General features: G+C 72.0%; 14 protein-coding genes. 3 read left to right on the top strand and 11 right to left on the bottom strand.

Annotated features, from left to right (window positions below):
* Window positions 1–157 precede the first annotated feature (157 nt).
* A complete protein-coding gene (locus KZ686_RS02690; RefSeq protein WP_265632953.1) occupies window positions 158–1,660 on the top strand; it encodes an NYN domain-containing protein in 1,503 nt (500 codons plus the stop codon).
* A gap of 105 nt (window positions 1,661–1,765) precedes the next feature.
* On the opposite strand, the gene gspF is transcribed toward KZ686_RS02690, so the two are convergent.
* The 11 genes from gspF to gspG all read right to left on the bottom strand — a co-directional run bounded on the left by gspF (window position 1,766) and on the right by gspG (window position 13,950).
* Window positions 1,766–2,986 (bottom strand): type II secretion system inner membrane protein GspF, encoded by a 1,221-nt coding sequence (gspF, locus tag KZ686_RS02685; RefSeq protein ID WP_150081958.1) that lies wholly within the window; start codon window positions 2,984–2,986, stop codon window positions 1,766–1,768.
* 156 nt (window positions 2,987–3,142) lie between these two features.
* Window positions 3,143–4,759, bottom strand: a complete 1,617-nt coding sequence (gene gspE / locus KZ686_RS02680) for a type II secretion system ATPase GspE (protein WP_265632952.1) — start codon at window positions 4,757–4,759, stop codon at window positions 3,143–3,145.
* A gap of 73 nt (window positions 4,760–4,832) precedes the next feature.
* Complete coding sequence (gene gspD, locus KZ686_RS02675; RefSeq protein ID WP_149317561.1) at window positions 4,833–7,217, bottom strand: type II secretion system secretin GspD; 2,385 nt, start codon at window positions 7,215–7,217, stop codon at window positions 4,833–4,835.
* A gap of 49 nt (window positions 7,218–7,266) precedes the next feature.
* Window positions 7,267–8,097, bottom strand: coding sequence for a type II secretion system protein N (locus KZ686_RS02670; RefSeq protein WP_150081953.1), 831 nt, complete (start codon window positions 8,095–8,097; stop codon window positions 7,267–7,269).
* On the bottom strand, window positions 8,097–8,723 hold the full coding sequence (locus tag KZ686_RS02665) for a type II secretion system protein M (RefSeq protein WP_265632951.1): 627 nt from the start codon (window positions 8,721–8,723) through the stop codon (window positions 8,097–8,099). The genes KZ686_RS02670 and KZ686_RS02665 overlap by 1 nt, the downstream gene beginning before the upstream one ends.
* A gap of 139 nt (window positions 8,724–8,862) precedes the next feature.
* Entirely contained in the window at window positions 8,863–10,353 is a 1,491-nt protein-coding gene (gspL, locus tag KZ686_RS02660) for a type II secretion system protein GspL (RefSeq protein WP_265632950.1), read from the bottom strand.
* 419 nt (window positions 10,354–10,772) lie between these two features.
* Window positions 10,773–11,792 carry a type II secretion system minor pseudopilin GspK gene (gene gspK / locus KZ686_RS02655; protein ID WP_226107715.1) on the bottom strand — a complete coding sequence of 340 codons (1,020 nt, stop codon included), beginning with the start codon at window positions 11,790–11,792 and terminating at the stop codon, window positions 10,773–10,775.
* 13 nt (window positions 11,793–11,805) lie between these two features.
* On the bottom strand, window positions 11,806–12,489 hold the full coding sequence (locus tag KZ686_RS02650; protein ID WP_226107713.1) for a PulJ/GspJ family protein: 684 nt from the start codon (window positions 12,487–12,489) through the stop codon (window positions 11,806–11,808).
* Window positions 12,467–12,892 carry a type II secretion system minor pseudopilin GspI gene (gspI, locus tag KZ686_RS02645; protein WP_149317567.1) on the bottom strand — a complete coding sequence of 142 codons (426 nt, stop codon included), beginning with the start codon at window positions 12,890–12,892 and terminating at the stop codon, window positions 12,467–12,469. The genes KZ686_RS02650 and gspI overlap by 23 nt, the downstream gene beginning before the upstream one ends.
* Window positions 12,889–13,428, bottom strand: coding sequence for a prepilin-type N-terminal cleavage/methylation domain-containing protein (locus KZ686_RS02640; RefSeq protein WP_226107711.1), 540 nt, complete (start codon window positions 13,426–13,428; stop codon window positions 12,889–12,891). The genes gspI and KZ686_RS02640 overlap by 4 nt, the downstream gene beginning before the upstream one ends.
* A 33-nt stretch (window positions 13,429–13,461) precedes the next feature.
* Window positions 13,462–13,950: a type II secretion system major pseudopilin GspG gene (gene gspG, locus KZ686_RS02635; RefSeq protein ID WP_149317569.1), complete on the bottom strand. Its 489-nt coding sequence runs from the start codon at window positions 13,948–13,950 to the stop codon at window positions 13,462–13,464.
* A 400-nt stretch (window positions 13,951–14,350) separates the two neighbouring features.
* Between gspG and KZ686_RS02630 the strand changes: the two genes are divergently transcribed.
* Window positions 14,351–15,163, top strand: coding sequence for a type II secretion system protein N (locus KZ686_RS02630; protein ID WP_265632949.1), 813 nt, complete (start codon window positions 14,351–14,353; stop codon window positions 15,161–15,163).
* Between the two features lie 316 nt (window positions 15,164–15,479).
* Window positions 15,480–16,202: an EF-hand domain-containing protein gene (locus KZ686_RS02625; protein ID WP_265632948.1), complete on the top strand. Its 723-nt coding sequence runs from the start codon at window positions 15,480–15,482 to the stop codon at window positions 16,200–16,202.
* Window positions 16,203–16,463 lie beyond the last annotated feature (261 nt).

The following is a 16,463-nucleotide window of genomic DNA, read 5'->3' as shown; positions in this document are numbered from 1 at the left end:
GCCCCCTCCGGGTCGGCGATTTCCCGAATGGACAAGCCCTGGCGTGTACACTGCACTGCATCCAAGCCCGGCAGCGGGCGGCGTCCAAGGGATGCCGCCCGGGCCGCGGTGGTGCAACCCCCCCACTGCTGGAGCGAGCGCTCCCCCAGGACAACCGATGAATACCAATCCCCGCCAGGGCACCGCGACCCTGGCCGTTCTGATCGACGCCGACAATGCCGCTCCCGGCATCGTCGAAGGCCTGCTGGCCGAAGTGGCCAAGTACGGCGTGGCCGCCGTCAAGCGCATCTATGGCGACTGGACCAAGCCCAATCTGGCCGGCTGGAAGGAGTGCCTGCTGTCGCATTCGATCCAGCCGATCCAGCAGTTCCGCTATACGGTCGGCAAGAATGCCACCGACAGCGCGATGATCATCGACGCGATGGACCTGCTGTACTCCGGCCGTTTCGACGGCTTCTGCATTGTCTCCAGCGACAGCGATTTCACGCGGCTGGCCTCGCGCATCCGCGAGCAGGGCCTGACGGTCTATGGCTTCGGTGAACGCAAGACGCCCAAGCCCTTCGTCACCGCCTGCGACAAGTTCATCTACTCGGACCTGCTGCGCGGCGACGTCGGCAGCGACGAAACCGACGAGGCCAGCGCGCCGGCCCGCCGCCGCAGCGGCGGCGAGCTGCGGCAGGACACGCGCCTGGTGCGGCTGCTGCAGTCGGCCGCGCAGGCGGTCTCCGACGAGGAAGGCTGGACCACGCTCGGCAGCATGGGCACCCACATCGCCAAGCAGGCGCCCGAGTTCGATTCGCGCAACTACGGCTACGGCAAGCTGTCGGAGCTGGTCGCCGCGACCGGCCTGTTCGAGGTCGAGACCCGCAACGGCGGCAACAACAAGACCATCTGGGTCCGGCTCAAGCGGCGCGGCGAACAGCGCGGTGGCGAGCAGCGTGGTACCGAACAGCGTGGTACCGAACAGCGTGGCGGTGAGCAGCGTGGCGGTGAGCAGCGTGGCGGCGAGCAGCGAGGTGCCGAGCAGCGCGGTACCGAACAACGAGGTGCTGAGCAGCGCGGTAGTGAGCAGCGAGGCGTCGAGCAGCGCGGTAGCGAGCAGCCAGGTGGTGAACAGCGCGGAAGCGAGCAGCGGGGCGACAGACAGGACCACGCGGGGCAGGGTGGCCAGCGTCAAGGCGGTCAGGGCCAAGGTGGCCAGGGGCGGGGCGGTCAGCGCGGACGCGGCAACGCGGCTCCGGCACCGGAACCGGCCGAAGCGGTGCCGGCCGTCAGCGAACCCGTGCCTGCGCCCGAGCCGGTGCAGTTCGACGAGCCGGCGGTAGCCGCCGCGGCCGAGCAGCCTGGCCATGGCGCCCATGGCAATCCCGAACCCGCCGCGCCGCCGCGCTCCTCGCGCGGCCGCCGCGCCTCGCGCCGTCCGGACGTGAAGCTCAGCGACACGCCATGGCCGATCGACAGCACGGTGTTTGCGGCACCGGCCGCGGCGAGCGAAGCGCTGGAGGTGCCGGGCGCGGAAGCGCCGGCGATGGCGGAGCCGGAAGAACCGGTGGAAACCGCCGAAGCGGTGCAGGCCGCCGAGGCCGCGCCGCCGGCACGCAAGCGCCGCAGCCCGGCTCCGCGCAAGCGCACGGCGAAGAAGACGGCGGCAGCGGAATAAGCAGTTCGGGGGCGAGCGCCGCTTGCCCTCTCCCCGGCCCTCTCCCGCGGACCTCTCCCGCGGACCTCTCCCTTCAGGTGGATCGGGAGACGGGGTTGCCCCGCGCTACCGCACCAGCTGATTGATCTCGATGATCGGCATCAGCACCGCCAGCACGATCAGCAGCACCACCACGCCCATCGTCAGGATCAGCAGCGGTTCGAGCAGGCTGGTCAGGAACAGCGTGCGCCGTTCCAGCTCCTGCGCCTCGCCCTGCGCGGCGCGCTCCAGCATCGTCGGCAGATTGCCGGTGGCCTCGCCCGAACGGATCAGGTGCACCAGCACCGGCGGAAACTGGTTCTGCGCGGCCAGCGCGCGGGCCAGCGACGAGCCCTCGCGCACGCGTGTGGTGGCGTCCTCGACGTTGGCGCGCAGCGCCTCGTTGCCCAGCGTTTCTCCGGCCGCCTGCAGGCTGCGCAGGATCGGCACGCCGGCCGACACCAGGATCGCCAGCGTGCTGGCAAAGCGCGCGGTGTTGTAGCCGCGGATCAGCTTGCCGGCCAGCGGCGCGGTCAGCAGCCAGCGATGCCATTCGAGCCGCACGCCGGGCTGGCGCAGCAGCGCGCGGATCGCCATCACCGCCAGCGCCAGCACGATCAGCGCGGCCCACCACCATTGCCGCACGAAGTCCGACAGCGCCAGCATCACCACCGTCAGCATCGGCAGCTTCTGCTTGGTGTTGGCGAACACGCTGACGACCTGCGGCACCACGTACGACAGCAGGAAGATCACGATCGCGAACGCCACCACCGTGACGATGGCCGGATAGGTGAAGGCCAGCCGGATCTTGGCGGTCAGCGTGTTGCGGGTCTCGATATAGCCGGCCAGCCGTTCCAGCACCAGGCCCAGATGGCCCGAGTGTTCGCCGGCCGAGACCAGCGCGCGATAGATATCGGGAAAGTCGCGCGGATGCTGCATCAGCGCGACCGACAGCGAACTGCCGCCCATGACCTCGGCGCGCACGCCGGCCAGCAGCTCGTGCACATAGGCGCGCTCGGCCTGGTCGGCCAGCGCCGCCAGCGCCTCGTCCAGCGGCAGGCCGGCGACGATCAGGCTGGCGAGCTGCCGCGTGAACAGCGCCAGCTCCTGCGTCGACAGCCGGCGGCCGAAGCCCACCGCGCTGCCGCCACGCGCGGCCTGCGCCGCGCTGCCGAGCGCGTCGACGGTCAGCGGGGTCAGCCCGCGGGTGCGCAGATGCGTGCGGGCCTGCTTCGGGCTGTCGGCCTCGATCACGCCGCGGTCGGTCTTGCCGGCGGCGTCGACGGCTTCGTAGCGATAGGCTGGCATGGCTCAGGTCACGGGGCTCGGTGGCGCGGAGTCCGGCACGGAACTCGACGGCACGTGGATCGAGGGCACGGAGGTCGAAGGCAGGGGGGCGAAGCCACGGAGGTCGAAGGCACGGAACCCGGCACGGGGCGCGATCGCAAGCGTTCCATCCCGGCTTCAATCGCGCGTCACGCGCAGCACCTCTTCCAGCGAGGTCGCGCCGCTGTCGATCCAGCGCTGCGCATCGCCGCGCATCGTATGCATGCCGTTGGCCAGCGCGGTCTGCTTGATTTCCGATTCGGGCGACTGGCGATGGATCATCGTGCGGATGCGGTCGTCGACCACCAGCAGCTCGTAGACGCCCATCCGCCCCTGGTAGCCCGACTGCCCGCACTTGTCGCAGCCGACCGGGTGCCACAGCTTCTGCAGCGGCTTGCCCTCGGCCAGCAGCGTGTCCGCCTCGGCGGGCGTCACCGCGATGGTTTCCTCGCGCTTGCAGTGCGGACACAGCCGCCGTACCAGCCGCTGCGCCAGCACGCCCAGCAGCGACGACGACAGCAGGAAGGGCTCGATCCCCATATCGACCAGGCGGGTCACGGCCGAGGCGGAGTCGTTGGTGTGCAGCGTCGCCAGCACCAGGTGGCCGGTCAGCGAGGCCTGCACCGCGATCTGCGCGGTCTCCAGGTCGCGGATTTCGCCGATCATCACCACGTCCGGATCCTGCCGCAGGATCGCGCGCAGCGCCTTGGCGAAGGTCATGTCGATGCGCGCGTTGACCTGGGTCTGGCCGATGCCGTCGAGGTCGTACTCGATCGGGTCCTCGACCGTCATGATGTTGGTGGTGCGCGCATCGAGCCGCGACAGCGCCGCGTACAGCGTGGTGGTCTTGCCCGAGCCCGTCGGGCCGGTCACCAGCACGATGCCGTGCGGCTGGCGGATCAGGTCGTCGAAGGCGGTCAGCGTGCCGGGCGCCATGCCCAGCTTGGCCAGGTCGAGCCGGCCGGCCTCCTTGTCCAGCAGACGCAGCACCGCGCGCTCGCCATGGCCGGTCGGCAGCGTCGACACCCGCACGTCTACCGGCCGGCCCCCCACGCGCAGCGTGATGCGGCCATCCTGCGGCAGCCGCTTCTCGGCGATATCGAGCTGCGCCATGATCTTGATGCGCGAGATCAGCGCGCCATGCAGCGCCTTCTTCGGCCGCACCACGTCGCGCAGCGTGCCGTCGACGCGAAAGCGCACCACCGAGGCCGATTCGAACGGCTCGATGTGGATATCCGAGGCGCCTTCGCGCGCGGCCTGCGTCAGCAGCGCGTTGATCATGCGGATGATCGGCGCGTCGTCTTCCGATTCGAGCAGGTCCTCGACCGCGGGGATGTCCTGCATCAGCCGCGACAGATCGACCTCGCCCTCGACTTCGCCGACCACCTGCGCGGCGGTGCCGTCCTGGCGGTTGTAGGCGTCGGACATCGCGTGTTCCAGCGCCTGCGGGTCAAGCACGCGCAGATGCAGCGGTCCGTGCACGCGCGCCAGCTCGGCCAGCGCCGCCGGCGAGGTCGAACGGCTGACCCAGACCTCGAGCCCGTCGGCGCGCTGATGCGCGACCAGCAGCTTTGCCTCGCGCGCGAAGCCGTAGGGCACCAGGCGCGCGGCGATCGGCGAGGACAGCGGCGTTTCGGCAACGGCAGCGGCAACTGCAGCGCCACCGGCACCGGCACCGGCACCGGCAAGCGTGCCCCCCACCGTGCCGGCCGGGGTATCGCCGAGGATATCGCCCGAAGTTGCGCCGGAAGCCATGCCGGAAGCTGCGCCGGGAAGGGAGGAGGGCAGTGTCGCCATCGTGGTTTGCCTCTGTGGTCGAGCCCGCCGCTCAGGCGCCCTCGCCCTGGTTGGGCGCGCGCGAGGTCGGGCCCGGCGGCGGCAGCGTCTGCTCGAGCGGCAGCGGACCGGGCACCGGGCCGTTGTTGCGCGGGTCGACGAACGGCGCGGTGGGCGCCTCGGCCGGCGGCAGCACCGGCGTCTGCGTGTCGCGCATCATCATGTTCGGCGAGACGAAGCCCTGCTGCTCGCCGCGGATATAGCCATAGCGGTCCTGCGTGATGCGGTCGGTCGCGCCGGAGGTGCGCATCACGTAGGGGCGCAGGAAGACCAGCAGGTTGGTCTTCGCGCGCGACTTGTTCTCGTAGCGGAACAGCCCGCCGATCCACGGCAGGTCGCCCAGGCCCGGCACCTTCTGCACGCCGTCGCCGTAGTTGTCCTCGATCAGGCCGCCCAGCACGATGATCTGCCCGTCATTGACCAGCACATTGGTCTCGATCGAACGCACATTGGTGGTCGGACCCTGGATCAGGTTGGTCGTGCCCGGCACCACCGACGACGACTCCTGGTAGATCTGCAGCTTGACCAGCCCACCGTCGGTGATCTGCGGCTTGACCCGCAGCGTGATGCCGACATCCTTGCGGTCGAACGTGTTGAACGGCGTGCCGCCGCCGACCGCGTTGTTCTGCGCGTACGAGCCGGTCGTGATCGGAATGTTCTGGCCGATCAGGATCTTGGCTTCCTCGTTCTCCAGCGTGATCAGGTTCGGCGTCGACAGCAGGTTGACGCTGCCCTGGCTGCCCAGCGCGCGCAGCAACGCGCCCAGGCCGAGCGCGCGGTTGACCACGCCCAGGTTCAGGCCGCCGATGTCGGGCACCAGTTGGGCCGCCCGTTCGATCCCCGCCGCGCCGTTCTGCGAGATGTCGTAGACCGCGCCGCTCAGGTTGATGATGTTGCTGCCGCCGGTGCCGAAATTGGTGCCGGCGAAGAAGTTGTTGTTGCCGCCCGAGGAGCTGAGGATGCCTTGCCACTGGATGCCGAGCTCGGCCGCCTGGGTCGAGGTCACCTCGACGATCATCGATTCGATGTAGACCTGCGCGCGGCGCGCGTCGAGGTCGTCGATCACCGCGCGCAGGCTGCGGTAGACCGCCTCGCTGGCGGTGATGATCAGCGAGTTGGTCGACGGATCGGCCTGGATGATGCCGCCGGTGGTCGGAATCTGGTTCGGCGCGAACGAGGCCGAGAAGGCCGAGCCGGTCCCGCCGGTGCCGCCGCCGAAGCCGCCGCCGGTGCTGCCGGTGCGGCCGTAGCCGCCCATCCCGCTGGTGCCGCCGGTGAACTGCCCGGTCGGCGCCGCGATGTTCTGCGTGCCGGCCATGCCGGCGGCCCCGCCCACGGCGCCCGCGATGCCGCCGATGCCGCCCTGGCCCTGCTGCGCGACATTGAAGCTGGCGTCGGCGGCGACGATCGCGCGCAGCGTCGGCGCCAGCTTGACCGCATCGGCGTTCTTCAGCGGCACCACCCAGATGTTGCCGGGGCGCGCGTGCGGCTGGTCCAGCTTCTCGATCAGCTGGCGCGCCTGCTGCAGGCGCGCCCGGCTGGTGGCGCGCACCAGCAGCGCGTTGCTGCGCGGCTCGGCGACCACCGAGGTGCGCAGGCTGGCATCGACGGCGGGGCCCGCCGCGCCGCCCGGCGCGCCGCCGGCCGCGCCCGGATCGAGCAGGCGCTGCAGCACCACCGCGGCGTCGCTCGCGATCGCGTACTTCAGCGGGATCAGCTCGACCTCGCCCGACGCGGGCGCATCGATCGCCGCGATGATCCGCGCGATGCGGCGCAGGTTGTCGGCATAGTCGGTGATCACCAGCGTGTTGTTGGCCGGATAGGCCGTGATGGTGTTGTTCGGCGCGATCATCGGCCGCAGCACCGGCACCAGCGCGTTGGCCGACTCGTAGTTCAGCCGGAACACCTGCGTCACCACCTGGCCGCCGCGGCTGGCGCCCGCGCCGACCACGGTGGGCGAGCCCTGCAGCTTGGCGTCGGCCTCGGGCACGACCTTGGTGAAGCCGTTGGCCTCGACCATCGCATAGCCCTGCATCCGCAGCACCGAGCCCAGCGTCTCCAGCGCCTGCGCCCGCGACACCGGCGCCTCGGTCACCAGGTTGACGGTGCCCTTGACGCGCGGGTCGATCACGAAGTTCTTGCCGGTGGCCTGGCCCACGGCGCGCACGACCGCCTCCAGATCCGCGTTGACGAAGTTGAGCACGACCTGGTCGCGGTTGCGCGGCGTGACGTCGGGCGGCGCCGGCACGGCGGGGCTCGCCGGTCCGGGTGCCTGCGCCCAGAGCGGGGCCGGCGCCATCAGCGACAGGGCGCACAGCGCCGTGACGGCGCGCGCGCAGGCGGTAGGCAGGATGGGGCGTCGGTCTGTTGTCGTCATAAGCTCGGTTGGTTGCGCGTTCCGGTGCTTGGCGGTGCCTTGCGCCGGGTCAGAAGCGCAGCCTGGTCACATTGTTCTCACGTCTTCCCAGCAGGCTCAATAGGGAGGCCAACTGATTGGCGGCGTCCGGGTCCGCGTGGGCGGTGCCCTCGAAGCGCGCCTGGCGGCCCAGCGGTCCGCCGCCCTCCAGGTGCAGCGGGCCGGCCACGGTCGACAGTCTGAGCATGCCGGTGGCGCCGCTCCAGTCGATTTCGGCGCGGTAGCTGCCGAGCGGCCGCAGCCGGCTGACGGCCGATGATACTTGGTCGATGCGAAGCGTCAGGTGGCCGTACATCCCCGCCGGCCGGCCGCCATCGGACTTGTCCCCGCGAAAGCGGCCCTCCAGCGCGCTCCAGTCCAGCCGCATCGCGCCGTCCGGGCGCAGCGTGTTGAACGGCGCGCCGATGCCCTCGAGCAGCGAGGCCGGCAGCCGCATCGAGCCCGACTGGGCGTGCCAGCCGGCCGGCGTCACCGTGACGGTGACCGGGGCGGGCATCGCCTCGGTGTGCTGCGCGACCAGCCGCAGCGAGCCGGTCAGCAGCGGCCAGAACGCGACCTGCCACTGCAGGCGGCCGGGCAGGACCGTGGCGGTGCGGCTGCCGGCGCCGGCCGACAGCGCCAGCGTGGCGCTGCCGCGCCAGAGCGAGCCGGCGGCATCGGCCAGCAGCACCCGGCCCTCGGTCCGGCTGGCGACGGTGTCGGCGATCCAGGCCGCCGGCAGCGCGGCGATCACCGTCACCGCGACCGTGGCCAGGCCCAGCAGCGCCCAGCGCAGCATGCCGCGGCGGCGGGCAGGCCGCGGCTCGCGTCGCCGCAGGCGCAGGGCTTCCAGGCGCGCCATCAGCCACGTCCACCCGGACGTTCGGGCCCGGCGGCGGGTCCCTGCAAGGTGGCGGTGACGTTGACGACGGCGGTGGCGCCGACGTAGACAATGCGGGCGTCGGTGACCTTCAGCCGCTGCTGCTGCCGCACGTCCGACAGCCAGGCGGCCACCGCGCCGAACGGCACCTTGTCGAGCTGGACCTGCACCGTGTTGTCGCCGGTCGGCGCGACCCGGCTGGCGGTCAGGCCATGCTGGGACAGGCCGTCGCGCAGCGCCTGCACCAGCGCCTCGCCGCGCAACGCCGGCGCGGGGCTTGCCGACAGGCCGCGCGCCTCTTGCGCCAGCGTTTCCATCTCGGCCAGCTCGGCGCGCAGTTGCGGCAGGCTCTTCCGCAGCCGCTCGCGGCCTTCGGCGGCCGGTTCCCACAGCACGCTGTAGCCGATCGTCAGCGCCAGCAGCGCGCCGCCGACCGCCAGCAGGGTCTGCTCGCGCGGGTTGCGGGCGGTCCAGAAGGCCTCGGCCTGCTCGCGCCAGCGGGCGGGCACGCGCGGGCGCAGCTTGCCGAGCCGCGCGGCCAGGCCGGCGGTTGAGCGGGTCCGCGAGGCGGCGGCGGACGTGGGCCGATCGTGCGCGCGGTCGTTCATGGTGTTGCCTGGTGAGCGGACATGGCCGGGAGGGCGGCCATGGCAAAAAGGCCGGCCATCGCAAAAAGGCCGGACATGGCGCGGAGGCCGGGCATGGCTGGGATGGCGGACATGGCGGGGAGGGAGCAAATGGCGCGCATCACGACAGCGCTCCCGGCTTGATGATCCAGCGCGAGCCGGCGGGCGCGGGGCCGCCGCCGGAGCGGCCCGTGTCGGCCGGCGCGCGGTCCTCTTCCATCGACAGCCCGGCCTGGCGCGCGGCCTGGCGCAGCGCATTGGTATCGGTGCCCGGCTTGAGCGTCGCGTGCAGTGCGCGGCCGCGGTACTCGAGGGCCAGCAGCGCGTCGGGCGGCAACTGGCGGCCGGCCTGGGCGAAACGGTCGGCCAGCGGCAGGAAATCGTCGGGCGTGCTGCGGCCGCTGGCCAGGCGCAGCTGTTCGACCTGGCGGCGCATCTGCAGCGGCGGGTCGACCACCACCGGCATGCGCGGGAAGGCGCTGCGCAGCAGCTGGGTCTGGGCCTGCTGCAGCCGCGCCTGTTCGCCGCGCAGCATCAGCCAGTGGATGTTCAGCGCGACCAGATGGACGACCAGCAGCGCGGCGGCCAGCGCCAGCGGTGCACGCCAGGCGCGCAGGTTCCAGCGGTCGGCGCGGCCCTGCGCGAAGTCGAACTGCGCCAGATCCAGCGAGGGCTCGCGCAGGCTCGCCTGCGCCCCTTCGATCCAGACCGGCCAGCCGAGCGGGCGTACCGAGGTCAGCGTCGGCAGCGCGGCCGCCTCGCGGTCGCCGTACCAGATGCCGGCCGGCGCCAGCGCCTGCCAGGCGGCCAGTGCGTCGTCACTGAGCAGCAGGCCGTAGCCCTGATAGCGTTCGGTGCGCACGGTCAGTTGCCAGAACGGCGCGGCATGGCCGGTGCCGGCGCCGGTGCCGTCGGTGCCCATTTCCCCTTCGAGCAGGGGCGCGGCAGCGGCCAGTGCGCTGGAGGCGGCTTCGAGCGCCAGCGTGGCGGGCGGCTCGGACGGGGAGGCGGCTTCGGGCGCAGCCGAGGGCTCGGCCGGACCGGATGCGTTGGCCGGGACCGCCGTGCCACCGCCCTCGGACTCGCTATCAGCCAGCGGCAGGCAGAACTGCGCGGGCAGCAGATGGCGGCGGCGATGGCGGTGTTCGGCGAAGGCGTCGAGCACCGCGCGCAGCCAGGCGCGTTCGGTCACCATCAGCAGGCGGCGGCGCGGACCGCGCGCGGCGGCTGCGGCGCTGGTGGCATCGGCGCCGGCTTGCGGGGCCTCAGGCCCGACCGCGATATGGCAGGCCTGCGCATCGGCCGCCAGCGAATCCTCGACCAGGTTCGGCAGCGCGAGCTTGAGCCGGTTTGGCGCCAGCGGCGGCACCGCGGCGGCGGTCACCAGCACGTCGGCGGCGGCGACGATCAGCACCAGCCGGTCGGCCGGCGGCAGCTCGGCGATCGGCGCGTAGCCCTCGCGCAACAGGTGGCCGGTGGCCGGGGTCCGCTCGCGCCGGCCCTGGGCGGCCGCGGCATCGCGCACCAGCGCGAACGGCAGCGCCCCGAAGCGCCAGGGCTGCGGTTGATCGTGGGGGCGATGCGGCAGGCGGACGAACAGGGTGGTGCTCAAGGTTTCCTTGGGGCTGCGCGGCAGTAAAGATGGACGGCGGAATCGTCGACGGCCCGGGGGCGCGTCTGCAAGCTGGTCCGGTTTCGTGCGAAGGCACGGGCCGGTCCGGTGTCGGCGGTGCCCGCTGTGCCGGCGGCGATCGCCGTGCCACAGCCGGGTGCCGGTAAATGCCTTTCCGCCAAGGCATCAGCATACCTTGCCTTTGTGGCGGATTCGCGTCAACCGTTTCGGCAGGGTGCGGCGGGCCGCAGTGCCGGCGGCGCGGGCGTTCCGGGCAAGGGATGTCGATCGGTGCCATCGCTTTCGTCGCCTTCATCGCCCCGCTCGTCGCCCGGTCGCCGCCCCGGTCGTCGCCCCGGTCGCCGCCCCGGTCGTCGCCCCGGTCGCCGCCCTCATCGCGCTCATTGCCATCATCGCCCTCATCGCAACTCCGGCATCCGCTCGAGGTCGCGCGTCCAGACCACCTGCGTCGCCTGGGCGCTGCCCAGGACCGCCGCGCGCCGCACCAGCGAGACCTGCATCCGGATCGCCCGCTCGTGGCGGATCAGGCCGTAGATCAGGAAGTAGTGCGAGCGCGTTTCCAGCGCGGTGCCGACGCTGGCATCGGCCTGCGGCGCGATCGCGCGCAACTGCGTCTGCAGGTCGCCCACGTTGTTGAAATAGGCACGATCGCGCTGGCGCACCAGTTCGCGGGCGCGGTCCAGCGGCAGCTTGTCGATGACCGCGGCCAGCACTTCCGGGTCGGCGGTGTTGGCGTTGACCGGCGTGCGGTCCGGCAGCAGGTCGACGAAGGGCTCGAGCACCGGCAGCATGTCGGGCTCGTAGCCGGGGATGGCCATCAGGTCCGCCAGGCTGTCGGGCGGCCGCAGCCCGGCGCGGCCGGCGCCGGCCCGCTCGGCCTGGAGCAGATGGCGCGCGGTCGCCTCCGCCAGCCCCTGGTTCAGGCCCAGCACGCGCAGCAGGCGCCGATAGGCCGCGAGCCCGGCCGGGTCGATGGTCACCGAGATGCCGCCGTTGGCGCCCGCGGTGGTGGTGATCAGATTGCGCAGGTTGAAGCGGGCCTGCGCGTCGAGGATGCGGCCGGACAGGAAGGAGGTCTCGCCGGCGCGGTCGGTGCGCAGCGCGGAGCCGAGGAAGTCCGACAGCCGCGTCTCGGCGATCGGCACGGCCCACGGCTCGCCGAGATGGTCGACGTTGGAGCGGCGCAGGTCGTCGCGCAGGATCAGCCGCGCCCAATCCACCGCGGCACGTTCGATCCAGGCGGCCTGGGCCACCAGGCGCTGGTTCTCGACCGAGCGGATCTGCACCTGCTGGCGCCAAAGCAGGCCGGACACCACCACCACGGCCAGCGTGACGATCAGCAGCGCGGTGACCACGGCCGCGCCGCGCTGGTGGCCGGCCCGCGGCCGGAGGGAAGGGAGGCGGGGGCTGCCGTTCATGGCGCGCTCATGCTCACTGGCCCGTCATGCACAGCTTGTCGAAGCGGCGCGGCGCGTCGCCGTCGCCCATCCGCGCCAGCACCACCAGCTCCAGCCCGCGCAGCGCGCCGGCCGGGACGCCGATCTGCGCATTGCTGGCCGGCACCGCGCTGGCCGCGCCGATCCGCAGCGCGGCGCGCAGCTCGCCGCTGGTATCGCGCCAGCCGCCGGGCTCGACCCAGGCGCGCGCGACCAGCCCTTCCGCGTCCGGCACCAGCGGCCGCACCAGCTCGCCGCCGCCGCCCGGCTGGCGCAGCGCGATCAGCGCCGCCTGCACGCCCTGGCGGTTGTCCAGCGGCGGGGAAGCGGCGCGCACCACGGCGCCGTTCTCGACCCGGTAGGCCACCACCTGCCAGGCGCCGGGCAGCCCCGGCTCGCGGCGGTCGCGCACCAGCAGCAGCCGGCCGTCCTCGAGTTCGACCGGGCTTTGCTGCAGCGCCTCGGGACGGGCCAGGTTCTCGCAATCGGTCTGGAACTGGCCGTACAGCAGCTTGAGCGCATCGAGCCGCTGGTCATGGTCGACCAGGCGCTCGCGGCCGCGCGTCATTGCGTCGAGACCGCGCCAGCCCATCACCGCCATCACGGCCAGCAGCGTGATGGCGACCAGCATCTCGATCAGCGTGAAGCCCCGCGCTTCAGAGCAGGTTGCGCGTTTCATTGGGGACGATGGTGACCAGCCAGGCAAGCCGCACCGAGCGGTCCTCGGCGGACGGATAGACCGCGATCTCGACGCGGCGGAAGGCGGGGTTCGGCGTCGGCGCGACGGTCTGCTCGCAATAGAGCACGATGCCGCCCTGCGGGCAGGGCGCGCCGCGCGTGCCGGGCTCGGGCCAGGTCTTGGTCAGGCGCAGCGCGACCAGCTGGTTGTCGGCGCTCCAGCCGGCCAGCATGCGCTGCTGCAGCGAGCCGCCGGCCTCGATCATCGAGCCCATCGCGCGCATCGCGGCGGTCAGCGCGACCGCCAGGATGGTCAGCGCGACCAGTACCTCGATCAGCGTGAAGCCGCGCGGGCGGCGGCTTGGCGTTCCCGCGCGAAGGCGGGCGCGGCGGTGCGGAGTCATTGCGCGCTGGCGAAATAGCGGCCGGTGCCGTCGCCGGTCACCTCGACACGGATATTGCCGCGTACCAGCACCAGCTGCCGCGGCGCGTCGATCCACTCGCGGCCGAATACCAGCCGGGCGCCGCCCTGGCCGGCGGCGCCGGCGGTCACCGCGACCTGGTCCAGCGGCAGCCGCCACTGGCCCGGCGCGAAGACGTCGTCGAGCAGCGGCATCCAGCCGGACGGCGTGGCCTCGAGGAAGCGCCAGCCCTGCGGATCGGCTTCCCAGGCCAGCGGCCGGGCGCGCAGCTGCGCCTCTTCCTGCGCGAGTTCGAACAGGCGGGCGACCTTTTGGCCATCGTCGAGGATGCGGCCGCGCTCATTGGGCGTGGCGTTGATCGCCACCATCGACACCACGATGCCGGCCAGCACCATCACCACCAGCAGTTCGAGCAGCGTGAAGCCGCGCGAGCCCTTCCGCGATGCACCCCGCGCACGGGATGCCCCCGCTAGGCACGGTGGTGGCGATGGATGCGAGCGGTGCGCGCCGGTGGCCATGATGAAGACGGGCGTCAGCCGGCGGCGGGACGCTTAGTCCCAGTTGCCGATATCGGCGTCGTTGCCGTTGCCGCCGGCCTGGCCGTCGGCACCGAAGCTGAACACGTCGATCTCGCCGCGCACACCGGGGTTCAGATACTGGTACGGCTGGCCCCAGGGGTCGCGCGGCAGCTTTTCCAGATAGCCGCCGCCCTTCCAGTTGTTGGGGATCGGCTCGGTGGTGGGGCGGGTGACCAGCGCCGCCAGGCCCTGTTCGGTGGTCGGGTAGCGGCTGTTGTCGAGGCGGTACAGCTTCAGCGCCTGCATGATCGACGAGATGTCCTGGCGCGCCGCGACGATGCGCGCTTCGTCCGGGCGGCTCATGATCTTGGGCACGACCAGTGCCGCCAGCACGCCGAGAATCACGATCACCACCATGATCTCGATCAGCGTGAAGCCGGCACGGCGGCGGCGCAGGCGGGCGGCGCCGGCGGGTTGGCTGGGTCGGGCGAGGGCGGAGCTGGACGGAGTGTTTCTGCGCATCGGGTTTTCAGGCCTAGGTTGTCGACGGAGTCGAAGCCGGCGCGGCGACCGCGTCGCGCACCGGTGGATGGTCGTCCAGTATACCCGCGGCTTGTGACGCCTCGGTACCGGACGAGCACCGACATCGCCGCCCCGTCGGCGGCCACGTTGGTTGCCGTGTCGGCTGCTACGTCGTTGCGGCCGCCGGCTGCCACGTCGGCTGCTGCGTCGTTGCCCCGCCGGCTGCCACGTCGGCTGCTGCGTCGTCGCCCCGCCGGCTGCCATGTTCGTTGCCGCGCCGGCCCCGACGGCCGCGGCCGCCGCCGTCATGCGGGTTGCAAGACAATCGCCATGACGCTCTGTTACGCTTGCCGCCATCGACAACCTGCGGCGGCCATCCCGGTCCGCCCGACGCGACCTCGTGCCACTGTCCCTGCCATCCGCTTTCCGTTTCGATGCCGGCGCCGCCTGGCTGCCGCGCATCGCCACGCTGCTGCTGTTCGTCGCGCTGTGCGCGCTGGCGACGCGATGGGTGCTGACCTTCAGCGCGATGGACACGATCCCCGTGCCGAAGACCGCGCGCGTGGCGCAGACCGAGGCGGTCGAGACCGGCGCCATCGCGACGCTGTTCGGCGGCAGTCCGCAAGCCGGCGTGCGAGACGTGCAGCTGCTTGGCGTGATCGCCGACCCGGTGGGCGGCGGCGCGGCGGTGGTGTCGATCGACAACGGTCCGCCCAGGGCGCTGCGCGCCGGCGCCGCGCTGTCGCCGCAGATCCGGCTGGTCGAGATCCGCGACCGCGCGGTCGTGATCGAGCGCGACGGCGCGCGCCAGACGATTGCCTTGCCGGCCCGGCCGCTGGCGGCGCGCGGTACGCTGCCGCGGGCGACGCCGGCGCCGTTGGCGACCCCGCCGTCCGGCGCCGCGGCCCCGCTGTCGACGCCGGCCACGCCGCCGATGCCGAATCCCGCGGCGAATCCCCCGGCCACCGCCGCGGCCCCCGCGGCGACCCAGCCGCCGGCCGGCATGGCGACGAATCCGGGCGTGGCCGCGCACGTTCCGCCGCAGCAGGCGCCCAATCCCGGCGCCAATCCCGGCTACAACCCGGGGGCCAATCCTGGCTACAACCCCGGCGCCAATCCCGGCATGAACCCCGCAGTGAACCCCGGCATGAATCCGGGCATGAGCCCAGGCATGGACCAGGGCGACGACGGGGCGATGATGTCCAAGGGCTGAACCGGGCTGAACGGGGCTGAACGGGCTGAACGGGCTGAACGGGCTGAACGGGCTGAACGGGCTGAACGGGCTGAACGGGCTGAACGGGGCTGAACGGGCGAAGGCGCGATGCGAACCGGCTTGCGGCGTTCTGTATCGCTTTCGTACCGTCCCCGTATTGGTCGCGTATTGCTCCCGTATTGCGGCCGTTTACAGCCCGGGGCCGTTTCTGTGAGCCGCGTAACATCCTATTAATCCGGCCAACTTCCCGCCATCGTCTGCGTTCTAATCGGTACATGGTCAATCCGACCAGTCGACCGAAACAAGGAAAACAGACATGTCACGAAACACCATCAAGCCGCGCCCTGTTCACCAGTTGCTGGCCGCTTCGGCGGTGTTCCTGGCGATCGGCGGCAGCGCGATCGCGCAGACTCAGGCACCGGCCCCCGTCACCCAGGCCGTGCCGCAAGCAGCCGCCGCTGCCTCCGCGGCGGAAGGCAAGCCGGCGCACAAGGGTCACCGCGCCGACGGCCACCACCACCGTCATCATCGCCACCACGGCCACCACGGCGGCATGTCGCTGCGCGCGGCCGATACCGACCGCGACGGCGCGATCTCGAAGGCGGAAGCCGATGCGATGTTCGCCCGCGTCGATGCCAACAAGGACGGCAAGATCGACCGGGACGAGATGCGCGCCTTCCACAAGGCCCAGCACGAGCAGCACCGCCAGCAGATGCGCGAGCGCTTCGATGCGCGCTTCAAGGCCGCCGACAAGGATGGCGACGGCGCGCTGAGCAAGCAGGAGGCCGAGGCTGGCATGCCGCGCCTGGCCAGTCATTACGACCGCCTCGATGCCAACAAGGACGGCAAGCTGACGCGCGACGAAATCGGCGCCGGCATGCGCCAGGCCCATCACCAGCGGATGGAGCGGATGCACCGCCACCACCACGGCATGAAGGGCGCACCCGGCGCGCCGGGGGCACCGGGAACCGCCGGCAATGCCGGCACCCCGCCGACGCAGCCGAACAACCCCGCGGTGCCGTCGACCGAGGGCGGTTGAGCGGTAATTCCCCGGCGCTCCCCCGGCGTCCCGCCGCAGCGCGGTGAGGCCGATACGGGGCAATAAGAAGCGCGCGGTCCGAAAGGCCGCGCGCTTTGTCGTTGGCGTTCGCCGGCGGCCGTACTCGGCCGACTCGCGGCGTGCTCGGCCGAGCCGTGCATTCGTCCGGCCGTCGTGGAATGGCGGCGGCTCGGCGCCGGAGGACACGTCATCTCACAAAAAATTGCAACCTTGTGCCCGTCTTGCTAAATTTGCGCAAAA

Origin of the sequence: Cupriavidus cauae (assembly GCF_026210475.1) — a bacterium.
Classification (GTDB): Bacteria; Pseudomonadota; Gammaproteobacteria; order Burkholderiales; family Burkholderiaceae; genus Cupriavidus; species Cupriavidus cauae.
Note: the sequence above shows the minus strand (reverse complement) of the source record. Positions and strands in the feature narration are given on the sequence as shown.